General features: G+C 67.8%; 14 protein-coding genes and 1 tRNA gene. 6 read left to right on the top strand and 9 right to left on the bottom strand.

All coding sequences use genetic code 11. The features are described from left to right. Positions 1-8 precede the first annotated feature (8 nt). A complete protein-coding gene (locus tag AC069I_RS37100) occupies positions 9-1460 on the top strand; it encodes an FAD-dependent monooxygenase (protein ID WP_478226692.1) in 1452 nt (483 codons plus the stop codon). A 166-nt stretch (positions 1461-1626) separates the two neighbouring features. On the opposite strand, the gene AC069I_RS37095 is transcribed toward AC069I_RS37100, so the two are convergent. Further along, positions 1627-1700: transfer RNA gene (locus AC069I_RS37095), tRNA-Met, on the bottom strand. A gap of 67 nt (positions 1701-1767) precedes the next feature. Beyond that, complete coding sequence (locus AC069I_RS37090) at positions 1768-4764, bottom strand: UPF0182 family protein (protein WP_478226691.1); 2997 nt, start codon at positions 4762-4764, stop codon at positions 1768-1770. 156 nt (positions 4765-4920) lie between these two features. Here AC069I_RS37090 and AC069I_RS37085 point away from each other — a divergent pair, with 156 nt between their 5' ends. Further along, the gene (locus tag AC069I_RS37085; protein ID WP_478226690.1) at positions 4921-5469 is read left to right on the top strand and encodes a PPA1309 family protein; all 549 of its coding nucleotides are present in this window, start codon (positions 4921-4923) and stop codon (positions 5467-5469) included. A gap of 126 nt (positions 5470-5595) precedes the next feature. Here the strand turns inward: AC069I_RS37085 and AC069I_RS37080 are convergent, their stop codons facing one another. Next, positions 5596-6600, bottom strand: a complete 1005-nt coding sequence (locus AC069I_RS37080; RefSeq protein WP_425342081.1) for a YlbL family protein — start codon at positions 6598-6600, stop codon at positions 5596-5598. A 203-nt stretch (positions 6601-6803) separates the two neighbouring features. On the opposite strand from AC069I_RS37080, the gene AC069I_RS37075 reads away from it, so the two are divergent. After that, a complete protein-coding gene (locus tag AC069I_RS37075; protein WP_378438212.1) occupies positions 6804-8153 on the top strand; it encodes a zinc-dependent metalloprotease in 1350 nt (449 codons plus the stop codon). 6 nt (positions 8154-8159) lie between these two features. On the opposite strand, the gene AC069I_RS37070 is transcribed toward AC069I_RS37075, so the two are convergent. Continuing rightward, entirely contained in the window at positions 8160-8723 is a 564-nt protein-coding gene (locus AC069I_RS37070; RefSeq protein WP_478226906.1) for a YgjP-like metallopeptidase domain-containing protein, read from the bottom strand. Between the two features lie 163 nt (positions 8724-8886). Here AC069I_RS37070 and AC069I_RS37065 point away from each other — a divergent pair, with 163 nt between their 5' ends. The 3 genes from AC069I_RS37065 to AC069I_RS37055 all read left to right on the top strand — a co-directional run bounded on the left by AC069I_RS37065 (position 8887) and on the right by AC069I_RS37055 (position 12393). Next, positions 8887-9921: a hypothetical protein gene (locus AC069I_RS37065; RefSeq protein WP_478226689.1), complete on the top strand. Its 1035-nt coding sequence runs from the start codon at positions 8887-8889 to the stop codon at positions 9919-9921. 77 nt (positions 9922-9998) lie between these two features. Next, a complete protein-coding gene (locus AC069I_RS37060) occupies positions 9999-11339 on the top strand; it encodes an ABC1 kinase family protein (protein ID WP_478267441.1) in 1341 nt (446 codons plus the stop codon). Between the two features lie 142 nt (positions 11340-11481). Continuing rightward, entirely contained in the window at positions 11482-12393 is a 912-nt protein-coding gene (locus AC069I_RS37055) for a hypothetical protein (protein ID WP_478226905.1), read from the top strand. 3 nt (positions 12394-12396) lie between these two features. Here the strand turns inward: AC069I_RS37055 and AC069I_RS37050 are convergent, their stop codons facing one another. From AC069I_RS37050 to AC069I_RS37030, 5 genes are all read right to left on the bottom strand, one after another. Further along, positions 12397-12579 carry a hypothetical protein gene (locus AC069I_RS37050; RefSeq protein ID WP_478226904.1) on the bottom strand — a complete coding sequence of 61 codons (183 nt, stop codon included), beginning with the start codon at positions 12577-12579 and terminating at the stop codon, positions 12397-12399. Then, complete coding sequence (locus AC069I_RS37045; RefSeq protein ID WP_478226687.1) at positions 12573-13442, bottom strand: class I SAM-dependent methyltransferase; 870 nt, start codon at positions 13440-13442, stop codon at positions 12573-12575. Before AC069I_RS37045 ends, AC069I_RS37050 begins: the two co-directional genes overlap by 7 nt. 104 nt (positions 13443-13546) lie before the next feature. Continuing rightward, on the bottom strand, positions 13547-13798 hold the full coding sequence (locus AC069I_RS37040; protein ID WP_126737722.1) for a hypothetical protein: 252 nt from the start codon (positions 13796-13798) through the stop codon (positions 13547-13549). Continuing rightward, on the bottom strand, positions 13795-14178 hold the full coding sequence (locus tag AC069I_RS37035; RefSeq protein ID WP_478226686.1) for a WhiB family transcriptional regulator: 384 nt from the start codon (positions 14176-14178) through the stop codon (positions 13795-13797). The genes AC069I_RS37040 and AC069I_RS37035 overlap by 4 nt, the downstream gene beginning before the upstream one ends. Before the next feature lie 167 nt (positions 14179-14345). After that, complete coding sequence (locus AC069I_RS37030; protein ID WP_478226685.1) at positions 14346-14612, bottom strand: hypothetical protein; 267 nt, start codon at positions 14610-14612, stop codon at positions 14346-14348. Positions 14613-14690 lie beyond the last annotated feature (78 nt).

Genomic DNA, 14690 nt, shown 5'->3' with positions numbered 1-14690 from the left:
GGAGTGGCATGAACAACCTGGGGACGGACGTGATCGTGGCCGGAGCGGGGCCGGCCGGGCTGATGCTGGCCCACGAACTCGCGCTCGCCGGCGTCGATGTCGTGGTCCTGGAACGGCATCACGTACGCACAGGACTGTCGAAGGCACTGAACCTGCAGCCGAGGACCGCGGAAATGCTGGAGCTGCGCGGACTTCTGAATGGCGCCGAGGAGCGTTCGTTCGCGACGGTGCAGGACGGGCATTTCGCGATGATCCCCATCGGCTACGACGGCTGGGGCACTCGATTCCCTTTCCAGCTGGGGATTCCGCAGGCACAGGTCGAGGCGTACCTGGAGGAACGGCTTGCCGCACAAGGAACGAAGGTGAGCAGGGGCGCCGAAGTAATCGATTTCGTGCAGGACAAGGACTTTGTCTCTGTTCGGTACCGAACAGACACTGGCGAGAACCGGCTGCACGCGAAGTTCCTCGTCGGCTGCGACGGCGCTCGAAGCGTTGTACGCAAAGGACTCGACGTGGACTTTCCCGGTGTGGACGGTGAAGGTTTCGGGGTGGTCGCGGACGTCCTGTTCGACAAAATCCCCGCCGGTGCGCAAAAACAGTGGCGAACGATGCGGAACGTCGGCGAGCCGACCGGTGCGACCACGTTCAAAGGCCTGATTCCGCTGGGAGAACCGGGCCTCTACCGCTTCGTGTACGGCGACAGGGCCTCGCGACCCAAGGACATCCGGTCCGCCATCTCCCACGACGAGGTCCGGCAGGCCTTGCTCGACTCGTACGGTGAGACGGCGACGGTGTCGGAAATCCGCTGGGCGTCACAGTTCTCCGACGCGGCACGGCAGGCGGAGCACTACCGCGTCGGGCGGGTACTGCTGGCGGGCGATGCCGCGCACATCCATTTCCCGGCAGGGGGCCAGGGGCTGAACCTGGGCGTGCAGGACGCCATGAACCTGGGCTGGAAGCTCGCCGCGACAGTACGCGGATGGGCCGGTGACGACCTGCTCGACACCTACGAGGCCGAGCGGCACCCTGTCGGCGCGCAAGTGCTGCACAACGTCGCCGCTCAGCTGGGGCTGACTCCGCGATCTCACGAGTCGCGCGCCCTTCGCGACCTTTTCGCCGACCTGACCTCGCTGCCCGAGGTGAGCCGGTATCTGTCGGGCATGGTTTCCGGCCTCGGGATCCGCTACACGACGCACGGGACGTCGCATCCCGCGCTCGGCTCGCGGCTCACCGACCAGGACGTCGCCACGGAGGCCGGCCCGCTGCGTCCCAGCACGCTCTTCCGCGACGGCGGCTTCGTGCTCCTGACGACCACTCAGGCCCACGTCGATGCCGCCCGGGCCCACGCCCAGTCGCCACGTCTGACCACCCAGCTGGTCACAGCGCTGCCGTGGCCGTCCGTGGAAGCCGTCCTGTACCGGCCCGATGGCTACGCCTGCTGGGTCGCCCCTACGCGGTAGCAAAGGTCCCTTGCTCTCCCCGCGGTACCTAGGGCACCCACTCGACCGACACCCGGGGGTCCAGGGGGCGGAGCCCTCCTGGCGGGGGTCCGGGGGTTCGACCCCCGGGACAAATGCGAAGGAGGCCCGGTCTGCGCAATCCGCAGACACGGGCCTCCAACCTCTGTAGCGGGGACAGGATTTGAACCTGCGACCTCTGGGTTATGAGCCCAGCGAGCTACCGAGCTGCTCCACCCCGCGTCGTGACACCTACCTTACGCCTGCGTTTCGAGCAGGCGCAAAGCAGGTGCCCTTTAGGTAAGCGACGTCACCCTCCAGGCTGACCGGAGGTCGGGGGCGCACCGGACGCCGGCGGGTTCGCCTTGGCCGACTCGTAGGCCTTGGAGGCCGCTTCGAGCGCGGCCAGGGCGGCACCCTGGTCTGCGTAGTTCCCGGATTGCTGGGCGGCGCGGAACTTGACCCAGGCGTCGTGCATGTCGCCGGAGGCCTTGTCCAGCGCCGGGTTACCGCCGGCGGGCGGCTGCGGCGTCGTCGTCCCCGGCGGCGGAGGAGTCGTGGGTCCAGGGGTGCCACCGGTCTGCGGCGGTGTGACCCCGGAACCCGTGCCCGCGCCGAAGACCTGGTCCAGGGCCTCGTTGAGCGTCGGCGCGAAACCGATCTTGGTGCCGTAGGAGACCAGGACACGGGCCAGCTGCGGATAGCTCAGCTGATTCCGTTGCCGGATGTAGACCGGTTCCACGTAGAGGAAGCCGTTGGCGACGGGCAGCGTGATCAGGTTTCCGTAGGTGACAGTGACGTTCGGGTTGTTGAACAGCGTCCGGTCCTGTGCGACCCGTGGGTCACTTTGGAATCTGTTCTGGACCTGGACGGGACCGTCCACCTGTGTCGATCCGCTGGCGCCTGTCGGCAGTCTCAGGACGCGCATCTTCCCGTAGTCCTCGGGATCCGAGGACACCGACATCCAGGCCGCGAGGTACTGCCGTTGGAGACCGGTCAGCGAACTGGTGAGCTGGAACCGAGACTTGGTGTCGCCCGGCGCGGTGGCCAGGACGTAGTAGCCGGGCTGGTTGGCGATCCCGGAGGCGGACGCGTTCACGCCGCCTTCCTGCGTCGGGTCCTGCGGAACGCTCCAGAAGGCCTGCTGAGCGTAGAACTCCGCGGGGTTGTTCACGTGGTACTTCGACAGGAGCTCCCGCTGCACCTTGAAGAGGTCTTCGGGGTAGCGGAAGTGCGACCGCAAGTCCGGCGAGATCTCACTGCTCGGCTTGACCAGGCCCGGGAAGACCTGCTTCCAGGCGTTGAGCACCGGCTCGTTGTCCTCGACCCCGTACAGGGTCACGGTGCCGTCGAACGCGTCGACGGTGGCCTTGACCGAGTTGCGGATGTAGTTGATCGAGGAGTTCGCCTGGCGGGTGGTGCCGCTGAGCGAGTCGTTGGTCGCCTGGCCGAGCTGGGTCTGCTGGGCGTACGGGAAGTTGTTCATCGTCGTGTAGCCGTCGACGATCCACTTGATCTTGCCGTCGACGACCGCCGGATACGGGTCACCGTCGAGGGTCAGCCACGGCGCGATCTTGGCGACCCGATCCCGCGGTTCGCGGTTGAACATGATCTTGGATCCGTCACCGATGGCATCGGAGAAGAGAATGTTGCGCTCTCCGTACTCGGCGGCGAAAACGAGGCGGTTGAACCAGTTGTCGATCGGCACGCCGCCGGAACCCTTGTAGATGTAGGCACGGTCGACGGCGGTGTCGTACTCGCCCGGCGCCTGCCCCGCCTTGCCGCCAACGATCGCGTACGCGGCATCGGTCGCGAGCTCGCCGTAGTAGATACGGGGCTCGTCCACCTTGATGCCCGGCTTGCTCGGGTCGGTCGCCCCGGCGCCCGCCGGGTTCTGGGTGTCGCTGGTGGTGGCGATCGGGTAACCACCGTCGGAGTTGGCGTCCTTCAGCGCACGGTCGATCGTGTTGGCCGGCGCCGCGACGAAACCGTTTCCGTGTGTGTAGACGAGGTGCTTGTTGATCCAGTTCGTCTGGTTGCCGGTCAGACCTTCGGTCTTGATCTCCTTGGCCGCGACGATGTAGTCCTGCGTGACCCCATTGAGGGTGTAACGGTCGATGTCCAGCTTGGACGGGAAGCCGTAGAAGTTCTCACGACCGACGCGCTGGGTGAACGTGTCGCTGAGGACGTTCGGGTCGAGGAGCCGGATGTTCGGGACGGTCCCCTTGTCCGCCTTGATCTCCGCGGAGGTCGCCTCGGACTTGCCGGTGTAGTCCTTGTACTCGACGTTGGTCAGCCCGAACGCCTGGCGGGTCGCGTCCATGTTGCGCTGGATCGACGCGGCCTCCTTCTCGTTCGCGTTGGGACGCACCGAGAACTGGTCGAGCACGGCGGGCCACGCGACGCCGACGAGCACGTTCGACAGGATCAGCAGCACCAGCGCGATCGCGGGCAGCTGCAGGTTGCGCAGGAACGCGCCGGCGAAGAACGCGACGGCACAGATCACCGAGATGCACAGAAGGATCAGCTTCGCGGGCAGAACCGCGTTCAGGTCGGTGTAGGTCGCGCCGATGAAGAGCGGCGCCCCCCTGTCGGAGAGCAGCAGGTTGTAGCGATCGAAGAAGTATTCGACCGCCTTCAGCAGCACGAAGATGCCGATGGTGATGGCGAGCTGGGCACGGGTCGGGCCGGCGAGCTGGCCGCCCTTACCCGCGAGCCGGATGCCGCCGAAGATGTAGTGCGAGATCAGCGCCCCGAAGAACGCGATGACGACCGAGATGAACAGCCAGCCCAGGAGCCAGTTGTAGAACGGCAGGTCGAAGGCGTAGAAGCCGACGTCATTGCCGAATTCGGGATCGGTCTGACCGAATGGCGTGCCGTTCAGGAACAGCTGCACGACCTGCCAGTCGCTCTGCGCGGACGCGCCGGCGATGAGCCCGGTGAGCACCGGGATGCCGATGCCGAACAGGCGGATCCGGCCGACGATCGCCGATCGATAGCGCGCGAGCGGATCGTCGTTGCCGGAAATCGGCACGAAGACGGGCCTCGACCGGTACGCGATCATCAAACTGATCGCCAGCGAGCCTCCCACCAGGAGCCCTACGGCGAAGAACAAGACCACACGGGTGATCAACACTGTGCTGAACACCGTGCGGGCACCAACCTCGCCGAACCACAACCAGTCGACGTAGGTGTCCAGCAGTCTCGCGCCCAGCAGCAGCGCCAGAATGACGACGGCGGCAATGATGAGCAGGATCCGGCTGCGCCGGGACAGCTTCGGCAGGCTCACGGGGGGCCGAGTGGCCACTGCACACGCTCCTGGTTTGGTGAACTTTTCGCGGGGACGCGCGTACCGCGTGCGGCCCCTGATGCTCTAACTCTACGGATGCCGTCGGAAGTTCCCGGAACCCGCCCAAACCGGACTCGGAAGGCCACCGTCCCGGTCGCCTGGAACGATGTGCCAATGGCACCGAGTGAGCAGCAGGGCGTGGCCGGCCTGGCCCGCGAAGTCGAGGAGTTCGTCGCTTCGGGAGGATGGGACCAGCCCCCGCAGTTGTTCGCGCTGGTCCCGACCGCGGCGCTGCTGGACGAACAACCCGAACTGGCCGGGCAGCTCGACCCGTCGGCCCCGCTGACGCCCGTCGCGCAGGAGGCTCTGCCCGACGGTGACCTGGGTGAAGCGCTGGCGCAGATCGCGTGGCCCGATCTGGTGCTGGGCTGCGCGCTCGCGCAGGAGATCATCGTGCTGCCGCCGGACGCCGAAGCCGAGCTTCCCGTCGTGCCCGAGACCGATGCCGAACGCCTGCGTCAAGCGGCCGCCGACCACCCCCGCCGGACCGAAGCCCGCCTCGTCGCGGCTGTGCTGCGGGATGGTGCCGGAGCGTGCGTCATGCGGCTTCGCGGTGCCGGGCAGCCCTTCGAACCCGGTGACGTCCCTGTCGACGAGATCATCGAAAACCCGGAGCTGGCGCCCAACCTGCTCGAAGCACTGAAAGCCACCCTGCTGCCCTGACCTGAGAAAAGAGAGCAAGGGACCTTTGCTACCACCTGCCGCGGGTCGCGGCCGATAGCGAAGGTCCCTTGCCCTCTTCAGGCAGAACCGCGAGGTGGTAGCAAAGGTCCCTTGCTCCCCCGGCGGTCAGCAGGAGGCGGTCGGCCTACCCGCCTTGAGGTTCTCGAGCTGCGCGATCGCCTCGTCCAGCGTGGACACCTTGATCAGGTTCAGGCCCTCGGGCGCGGCGGTCTTCGCCTCGGCGCAGTTGTGCGCGGGCACGAGGAAATCGGTGGCGCCGGCCTCGCGAGCGCCGACCACCTTGAACGAGATGCCGCCGATCGCGCCGACGACGCCCTTCTCGGAGATCTCGCCCGTCCCGGCGATATGCCTGCCACCGGCGAGGTCGCCGGGCTCCATCTTGTCGACGATCGCGAGCGCGAACATCAGGCCCGCCGACGGGCCGCCGACATCCTGCAGCGAGATCTTCACGTCGAAGGGAACGTCGGCACGGTCCACCGCGGTCAGGCCCATGAAGCCTTCCGGCCCATCGGGCCGCTGCGCGAGCGTGAGCGGCACGGTGCGTTCGGCCTGGCCGTCGGATTTGAAGGTGATCTGGACGGTCTGCCCGGGCTTCGTCCCATTCAGGGCGGCCCGCACCTCGGTCGCCTCCGTGACCGTCTTCCCGTTGACCACCAGAAGCCGGTCGCCGGGGGCGAGCACCTTGTCCGCGGGACTGCCGGAGACGATCGTCTTCGCGAGCACCTTCACCGGGAACTTGCGGCGCAGCGCGGCGACCTGGGCAGCGGTCTGCGAGTCCTGCAGCTGCTGGATGTTCTCCTGCCGGACCTGCTCGTTGGTTTCGCCCGGCTTGAAATATTCCTCGCGCGGCGCCAGCGCGTACCGGCCGCTGGCCCAGAGCCCGAGCGCGTTGAACAGCGTGATGCCGCCATCACGCAGGGAGACCGTCGTCATCCGCAGCTCACCGGAAGTCTGGAAGACCTCGTGCCCGTTGACCTGGATCACGGACTGGCCGGCCGCGTCCTTGCCGAGGGTGTCGTAGGTCGGCCCGGGGCTGATCGCCACATACGGCACCGGGATGAAGAACCCGACCAGCGCGAAGGCGACGAACAGCGCACCGCTGACCAGCAGCGTCCAGCCGCGCCGGGTCAGCCGCCGTTCGGAGCGGTCCTGGTCACCCGCGGAGCCCGCACGGCTCCGCGCTCCTGTGGTCTCCTCCGAGGGCTCTGTCACGCGTGACAGCGTACGGTGACGGTGTTCGCTTCTCGGTGAAGGCCACGCTCATCACTCCACTTGACGAGCTGTGAATCCCGGGACCCGCGTACGGTGGTGCCATGAGCAAACCCCCGTTCGGCTTCGGACCGCCCGATCCCGACAAACGAGGCGAGAACGAGCCGTCGGATTCCGGCGGCCAGCCCTCCGGCGCCGAGGCCTTCAATCAGCTCGGTCAGATGCTCAGCCAGCTGGGCCAGATGCTCAGCCAGGCCGGCAGCTCGACCGGGCCGGTCAACTATGACCTGGCGAAACAGATCGCGTTGCAGAACCTCAGCAGCAGCGGAAGCGCCGACGTCCAACTCGGCTTTTCGTCATCCAGCGGTGGCGACTCGAGTACGGCCGTCCGCGACGCCGCCCACCTGGCGGAGCTGTGGCTCGACGCCGCGACGATCCTGCCCGCCGGAGCCACGACCACCGTCGCTTGGTCCGCGCGTACCTGGGTCGAGAAGACCCTGCCCACGTGGCAGCGCCTCTGCGACCCCGTCGCCCAGCAGGTCTCGGGCGCGTGGGTCCAGGCCCTGCCCGAGGAGGCCAAGCAGGCCGCCGGTCCACTCCTCTCGATGATGGGGCAGATGGGTGGAATGGCCTTCGGCTCCCAGCTCGGCAACGCTCTGGCTCAGTTGGCTTCCGAAGTGCTCACCTCCACCGAGGTCGGTCTCCCGCTCGGCCCCGCGGCCACCTCCGCGCTGCTGCCGGCGAACATCGAGAAGTTCACCGAGGGCCTGGAGCTGCCGACCAGTGAGGTGCTGGTCTTCATCGCCGCACGCGAGGCCGCCCACCAGCGGCTGTTCGCCCACGTCCCTTGGCTGCGGCAGCGACTTCTGGCCACCGTCGAGGAGTTCGCGAGCGGTATCTCCGTCGACACGTCGGCGCTGGAGCAGCTCGCCGGCCAGATCGACCCGTCGAACCCGGCCAGCATCGAAGAGGCCATGTCCTCCGGCCTGCTCGAGCCGCAGACCTCGCCCGAGCAGAAGGCGGCGCTGAACCGCCTGGAAACCCTGCTCGCGCTGGTCGAAGGCTGGGTCGACGTCGTGGTCGCCGAGGCCATCGGCGACCGGCTTCCGGGCGCGGACGCGCTCCGGGAGACGCTGCGCCGCCGCCGGGCCACGGGTGGCCCGGCCGAGCAGACCTTCGCCACCTTGGTCGGGCTTGAGCTCCGGCCAAGGCGGATGCGGGCGGCCTCCTCGCTGTGGAAGCTCGTCGGCGACCAGCACGGCATCGAGAAGCGGGACGGCCTCTGGTCCCACCCCGACCTGATGCCGACCGCCGACGACCTCGACGAGCCGCTCGACTTCTCCGAACGCCTCGGCGATGGCGAGTCGACGCTCGAAGGCATCGACCCGATCGCCGAGATCGAACGGACCGAGCGCGAGAAGAACAAGCCCAAGGGCGACGAAGAAGAGAACTGAGGCACGTCAGTCCTCCGCCGCGATGCCCCATCCGGCGGCGGAGGACAGGCCCTCCAGGTAGCCGATGGCGCGTTCGGTCTTGGGATAACGGCGAACGAGCTCCCAGAACGCCGCGTTGTGCCCTGGTTCCTTCAAGTGCGCGAGTTCGTGCACGAGGACGTAGTCCAGCACCCATCCCGGCACCCGGCGCAGACGATCACTGACCCTGATCGTCGCGTCGACCGGTGTGCAGGACGCCCACCTCGTCCTCATCGGCGGGACCCAGCGAACGCTCGCGGGTATCGCCTTCCCGTCCAGATATTTCACCGAGAGCACGGCGCAGCGTGCCAGCAGCGCCTCGTCCGACGCCTTCGGCGGCGCGGCCTGCCGCGGGCCTTTGCGCAGCAGCTTGCGCTGCATCTCGGCAACCCAGTGCTTCTCCTCCGCCCGGGTCATCCGGGCAGGGATCAGCACGACGAGGGTGTCCTCGTCCCAGTACGCGGTGACGGTCCGGTGGCGGCGTTGGCTACGCCGTACCTCGACCTTGTGTTCGGGAGTGTCCGACGGATTCGTCGTGTCCCGGCCCCTCAATGAGGGCGTCCGTGCTTCGACCACTCGACCACGGTAAGGCCAGTCACCGACAACTCCGAGAGCCGAAAGGTCACAGCCTCCAGTTGTCCACAACGGGGTCAACCTGTGGATAACTCGCGTTCTTCCGAGCGGACGGACCGCGAATGGGTGCGATCCTGCGATCATGAACCTTCGCGAACCGGACCTGCGATCGATCATCCTGCCCGCCTTCCCCACCCTGCTTCCGGGGCTGGATGTGCTGGACCGGGGAAACGGCGAGATCCAGATCGGTCTCGACCCCGCACACGCCGTGGTGATCGCCGGCGTCGCCACCGAGGTGGCCGAAGCCCTCCGCGGGCTGGACGGGAAACAGGCCGCGGACGACATCGTGCTCGCGCAGAGCGAACACGACGAACAGCTGCGGGACCTGATGACGGACCTCACGGCCCGAGGTCTCGTGACCGAGGCGGGCCAGTCCGAACGGCATCCGAGACCGAGACCGGAGACCGGGCTCTGGTCGCTTCGCGCTCGCCACCATCAGGCGGCCATGACGGCCCGCCGCAAGCGCACCGCGGTGGCGATCCACGGCGACGGCAGGCTCGCGGTGGCCATCGCCGTCCTGCTCGCCAACGGCGGAGTCGGGCATATCGACGTCCGAGCTTCGGGCAAGGTTCTCGAAGGTGACCTGGGCTCGGGCTACACCGAAGCCGAAATCGGGATGCCACGCCGGGACGCGATGGCTCAGGTCGTGCACCGCACCAGGGCGAGCACCGTGACAACGCGGCTCTACTCGGACCGACGGCCGGAACTCGTCCTGCTCACCGACGCCGTGGTACCTGCCCCCGAAGTGGTCGACGAACTCGTCCGCGACGGGGTCAACCACCTACCGGTGCGCGTCCGGGACGGGGTCGGCATCGTGGGACCTTTGGTGGTGCCCGGCCGCAGCAGCTGCCTGCGCTGCGCCGACCTGCACCGGGCCGGCCGCGACGATTCCTGGCCGAGGGTGGCGAGCCAGCTCGTCGGCCGTGTGCAGCGAGCGGATCTCGGCTCCGTTCAGGCCTGCGCCGCGCTCGCCGCCGCACAGGCGCTCAGGCTTCTGTCCCCGAGCGATCAGGCGCCGCCCGCTTGGAACGCCACGCTGGAGATCGACTTCTTCGACGGCAAGATCCGGCATCGCGACTGGCCGCCGCACACCGCGTGCGGATGCGGCGCTCGTTGATACGGCAAGCGACGTAGCCCACACGCACTCCCTCAACAGGCTGCGCGGGTGCAGTGAATCAAGGCAGAATCGCGAAGGTGACCGACTCCCGCAACGCCGAGGACCGTGAAGCCGCCATCCCCCGCAACGGGGCCGCGCGAACGGCGAAGCTGGCCAGTATCCCGCTCGGCATAGCGGGGCGGGCGGTAGGCGGCTGGGGCAGGCGGCTGACCGGGCAAAACGCCGAAGAGGTCAACGCGACTCTGTCCGCCAAGGCGGCGGAGCAGCTCTTCGAGGTCCTCGGCACGCTCAAGGGCGGCGCGATGAAGTTCGGCCAGGCGCTGAGCGTCTTCGAGGCCGCGGTGCCGGACGAGATGGCGAAGCCCTATCGCGAGGCCCTCACGAAGCTTCAGGCCGCCGCACCGCCCATGCCCAACCGGCAGACCCATCGGGTCCTCGCCGAGCAGCTGGGACGCACCTGGCAGCAGCGGTTCGCGGCCTTCGACGACGAGCCTGCCGCTTCCGCGAGCATCGGCCAGGTCCACCGCGCGACCTGGCACGACGGCCGCGAAGTCGCCGTCAAAGTGCAATATCCCGGAGCTGACGACGCCTTGCGGAGCGACCTCCGGCAGCTCCAGCGTTTCAGCAGGTTGTTCCAGGCGTTCGTGCCGGGGACCGAAGTGAAGCCGCTCCTGGCGGAACTCGCCGAGCGGATGAACGAAGAGCTCGACTACCAGGCCGAAGCACAGAACCAGCGTGCTTTCGTCAAAGCGTTCGAAGGCGTCCCCGGGTTCCTGATCCCCCGCGTGGTCGCCAGTGCGCCGAAGGTCGTCGTCACCGAGTGGGCCACCGGCACCCCGCTGTCGAAGATCATCGCCGGCGGCGACAAGGAGACACGAGACCGCGCCGGCCGCCTGCTCACCGAGTTCCACTATTCGTCGCCGGAACGGGCCCGGCTCCTGCATTCGGACCCGCATCCCGGCAACTTCATGCTGACCGCCGACGGCAGGCTGTGCGTCATCGACTTCGGCGGGGTGTCCCGACTACCCGAAGGGATCCCGCAGCACCTCGGCGAGATGACCAGGCTGGCGCTCGACGGTGAGTCCGCGAAGCTCATGCAGCTACTCAGGGAATCCGGCTTCATCCGGGGCGACGCGGATCTCCGGGCCGACGATGTGCTCGCCTACCTGGCGCCGTTCACCGAGCCGCTGGCGGGCGACACGTTCCACTTCACCCGCCGTTGGATGCAGCGGCAGGCGGGCAGGGTCGGCGACACCCGCGGCCGGGATTTCCGGATCGGCCGCTCCCTCAACCTGCCGCCCGAGTACCTGATGATCCACCGGGTGACCGCCGGATCGACCGGCATCCTCTGTCAGCTCGACGCCGAGATCCCCGCCCGCGCGATCGTCGAACGGTGGCAGCCGGGCTTCGCGGCCTGAGAAGTTATCCACAGGGAACTTTGCGACTGAGCCGAAAACGGGGTTGCTCGGGCGAGTTGTCCACAAGTTCGCGGAAGTGGTTCCACCCGGTCGGCCCAGCGGCCATCCTCGATTCATGACCACTACACGAAGCGCCCGACTCATGGCGCTCAGTAACACCAGCGAATCCGGCATCGTCACCAGCCGCGAGCTGCGTAAGGCGGGCGTCACCGCGCGCTACGCCGCGAAGCTCTGCGGCCCGGGCGGCCCGTGGCGAAGGCTGATGCCGGGCGTGATCCTGTTGCGCGACTCCGCGCCCACCCGGCTTCAGCTGCTGCAAGCCGCTGTCGCGCGGTTCGGGCCGGAGGTTGTGGTGACAGGTGCCGACGCGCTACGCGCACGAGGTGTCGGCTGCCCGCTGACACGGGAGGTCCATCTCCTTGTCCCCGACTATCGGCGCATGCCAGCGGAGCCCGGCATGCTGCCGCGAAGAACCACCCGGATGCCGCCGCCGACCATGATCGACGGCGTCCCGTTCGCCCCACCTGCCCGGGCGGCGCTCGATCTCGCCCGGCTGGAGCTCGATCCCACGCGAATCGACGAGCTGATCTCGCTGCCGCTGTATTGGGGGCTGTGCACGCTCGACGAACTCAGCGAGGAGCTCGATTCCGGTAACCGGCGAGGCTCGGCCGCGGTCCGCGCTGCTCTGCGACGCGTCGATCCCGAAGAGACGTACGCGCACGGGCTGGCGAAGAAGGTCCTCAGCGGCTGCCCGCTGCCCTCGCCTTCGTGGAACACGACACTCTGCGACAGGCGGGGACGCCCTATCGGCACCGCCGACGCCTGGTGGGACGACATCGGCATGGCGTGGCAATTCCGGACCCCGAAACAAGACGCCGCGAATTTCCACCCTCTGGCGCTGACCGCGACCGGGACCGTATTGGTCCGCTGCACGATCGACCAGCTGAAGAAGGTTCCGCTGGAAGTCGCGTCGGAGCTCGTCAGGGCGTTCGCCGAAGCGACGCGGACGCCGAGGCCGAAGGTCCGTACGATCGGCCGGATCGACGCCGCCTAAGGCTCACCAATACTCGTCCGGCAGCTTTCCTTCGATGTCGCGGGTGTGACGGCGAGCGCAGGCGGGGCACATCCAACGCACGACGTTCTTCTCGCGGGTGGAAACCCAGGCGAGTGTCTGTGCGGGCTCCTCGTCGCCACCGCGGATCCGGCCGCACAACGAGCAAGTGGACTGTTCGCTCACGATCGCCGTCCACAATGGATGGTCTTCGCCCCCTGAAGGAACAGGTCCGGGCGAGCGCCCAGGAAGGCCGGGTTCTCCGGATCCACCAGCGCGGCCGCGGTCTCGTGGTCGTCATCGCCGAGGCGATCGCCCGCGACCTCGTTCAGCCAGGTCACCCGCTCGATGACGAACTCGCGCAGCAATTCCGGGCCGGGCGCCGGGTGGTGAATGAGCACCCCGAAGGAATCGACGTCGACGAGTCCGGCTCGCTGCAGCGCGATGTTCCAGCCGTAGGGCATGGAAACGGAGCCGGGAATTCCTGCCCGCATCTCGGCGAACCACTCGCCGCGTGCGGCTAGGAGCCTCTCCTCGAGCCCCGGGCGGCCGATGCCGAGATCCCAGGGGAGGCAGTTGAAGTCCAGGCCGCCCTCGGAGATGGCGACCAGCCCGCCGGGTCGGGCGAGCCGGGCGAGGGTGTCGATGGCCGCCTGCTGGTCGGGCAGGTGGTGGACCACTCGGGAAGCCCAGACGAGATCGGCGGCAGGGAGCTTGGCGGGCAATCCTTCGTCGGCCACGTCGGCGTGGATCGTCTCGACGACGGCCCTCTCCCCCGCAGCCGCGCTGACGACTCGGTGCGCTTCGGCGAGCAGATGCTCGGTCGCATCGACCAGCACGATCTTGGCGCCGGCAGCGGCGAGCTCCTCGGCGAAAAGCACGCTCATCCCGCCCGCGCCGCAGCCGACATCGAGGATGGTCGGCCCGTCCGGCATGCCCTCCAGCAGCCGTCGAGCCGCCGCTCGCATCGGCTCGGCATCGAGTGCCTCCGCCATGCGAAGCGAGCGAAGCCGATCAGACCAGTCGATGTCGTCATGTGTGTGTACGGCCATTCCCCCAGTGAACACCACGCCGAGCCGCACCACGTCCCAAAAGGGAGCGGGGGACCTTTGCTATCGCGCCGCGATAGCAAAGGTCCCCCGCTCCCCCTGAGTGGTCAGGCCTGAAAGCGCTCAGCTCGCCGGGTCGCCCAGCGGGCGACCTTGGTCCACCTGCGCGCGGCGCGTGGGCCGCTCCGAGCCCGCTGCGCGCGGACTCCCTCCTCGAGGTCTCGTATTCGGGCCCTGGACAGTTCTTCATAAAGCAACATTTCGCTGGTCTCCTCGACCTTGATCTCGTTCAATTCGGTCGGCGCGTGAGTTCCCGTCCGCGCCTCGTAATCCCTGGTGGTGATGAGTTCGACGGTCATGCCGCTGCGCTCCGCTCGACCTTGCGCGCGACGGGGCGAGCCTCGGCGGCGGGCTCGACGACCGCGTTCTTCCGGGGGCGGCCACGGGGCCGCTTCCGCGCGACGACAACGCCGCGCTCGAAGATTTCGCCACCCCAGACACCCCACGGCTCACGCCGCGAAAGGGCGCCCGCGAGGCAGGCGGAACGGACCGGGCAGTCCACGCAGAACGCCTTCGCCCGCTCGAGCTCTGCCGGCGATTCGGCGAACCACAGGTCCGCGTCGCCCGAACGGCAGGGAAGCATCGACTCGGGCGAGTCGATGGCGTCGAGCAGGTCGACGACGCCGGCGTCGGCGAAGGGCAGGGCCTCCCCCGGCGCGAAAGCTATGGCCGATGACATAAGTGCACTCCTCTGTGCCGTAACGGATTTCGTACTCACGGTGGAACTGGACAACGCTGAACCCCAATTAGGTTGTGCAGCCAACTTGTCTGTGCAGCAAAAAACACGAAGGCCGCGGATCCGGTAACCGGTTCCGCGGCCTTCGTGAGCCTCTGGTCCTGACTAGGTCAGGAACTTCGCTCCCGTTCGGACAACGGAACACGGAACTGCTTGATGACCGGCAGATCGACGCCACCGTTCACGTACGCCCCACCGAGGGCGGCAGCGTGCGTGAAGGTTTTGTCAGCGGCGATCCAGCTCAGGTCGAAACGCTGGGTGCCACGGGCGGCGAGGATGCTCGCGGGCACAAAGGTGCCCTGGCGCTGAGCCTGCGGGACTTCCGCGACGCGGGACAGACGGGCGCCAGGGTTCGCGAGCATCATGTTGATCGTCATTTCACCGGCACCACCTTTCTCTGTCGCGCGCGAACCGACCTGCGGTCTACGCTGTGTTGTAGATTTTCTTCCCCAGAC

It is taken from the genome of Amycolatopsis sp. NPDC043885 (assembly GCF_056435685.1).
Note: the sequence above shows the minus strand (reverse complement) of the source record. Positions and strands in the feature narration are given on the sequence as shown.

Coding starts and splice junctions, on each gene's coding strand:
- AC069I_RS37035 (WP_478226686.1), bottom strand. CDS start 14,178: ATGTCATCGGCCATAGCTTTCGCGCCGGGGGAGGCCCTGCCCTTCGCC.
- AC069I_RS37085 (WP_478226690.1), top strand. CDS start 4,921: ATGGCACCGAGTGAGCAGCAGGGCGTGGCCGGCCTGGCCCGCGAAGTC.
- AC069I_RS37075 (WP_378438212.1), top strand. CDS start 6,804: ATGAGCAAACCCCCGTTCGGCTTCGGACCGCCCGATCCCGACAAACGA.
- AC069I_RS37055 (WP_478226905.1), top strand. CDS start 11,482: ATGGCGCTCAGTAACACCAGCGAATCCGGCATCGTCACCAGCCGCGAG.
- AC069I_RS37065 (WP_478226689.1), top strand. CDS start 8,887: ATGAACCTTCGCGAACCGGACCTGCGATCGATCATCCTGCCCGCCTTC.
- AC069I_RS37100 (WP_478226692.1), top strand. CDS start 9: ATGAACAACCTGGGGACGGACGTGATCGTGGCCGGAGCGGGGCCGGCC.
- AC069I_RS37045 (WP_478226687.1), bottom strand. CDS start 13,442: ATGGCCGTACACACACATGACGACATCGACTGGTCTGATCGGCTTCGC.
- AC069I_RS37030 (WP_478226685.1), bottom strand. CDS start 14,612: ATGACGATCAACATGATGCTCGCGAACCCTGGCGCCCGTCTGTCCCGC.
- AC069I_RS37040 (WP_126737722.1), bottom strand. CDS start 13,798: ATGACCGTCGAACTCATCACCACCAGGGATTACGAGGCGCGGACGGGA.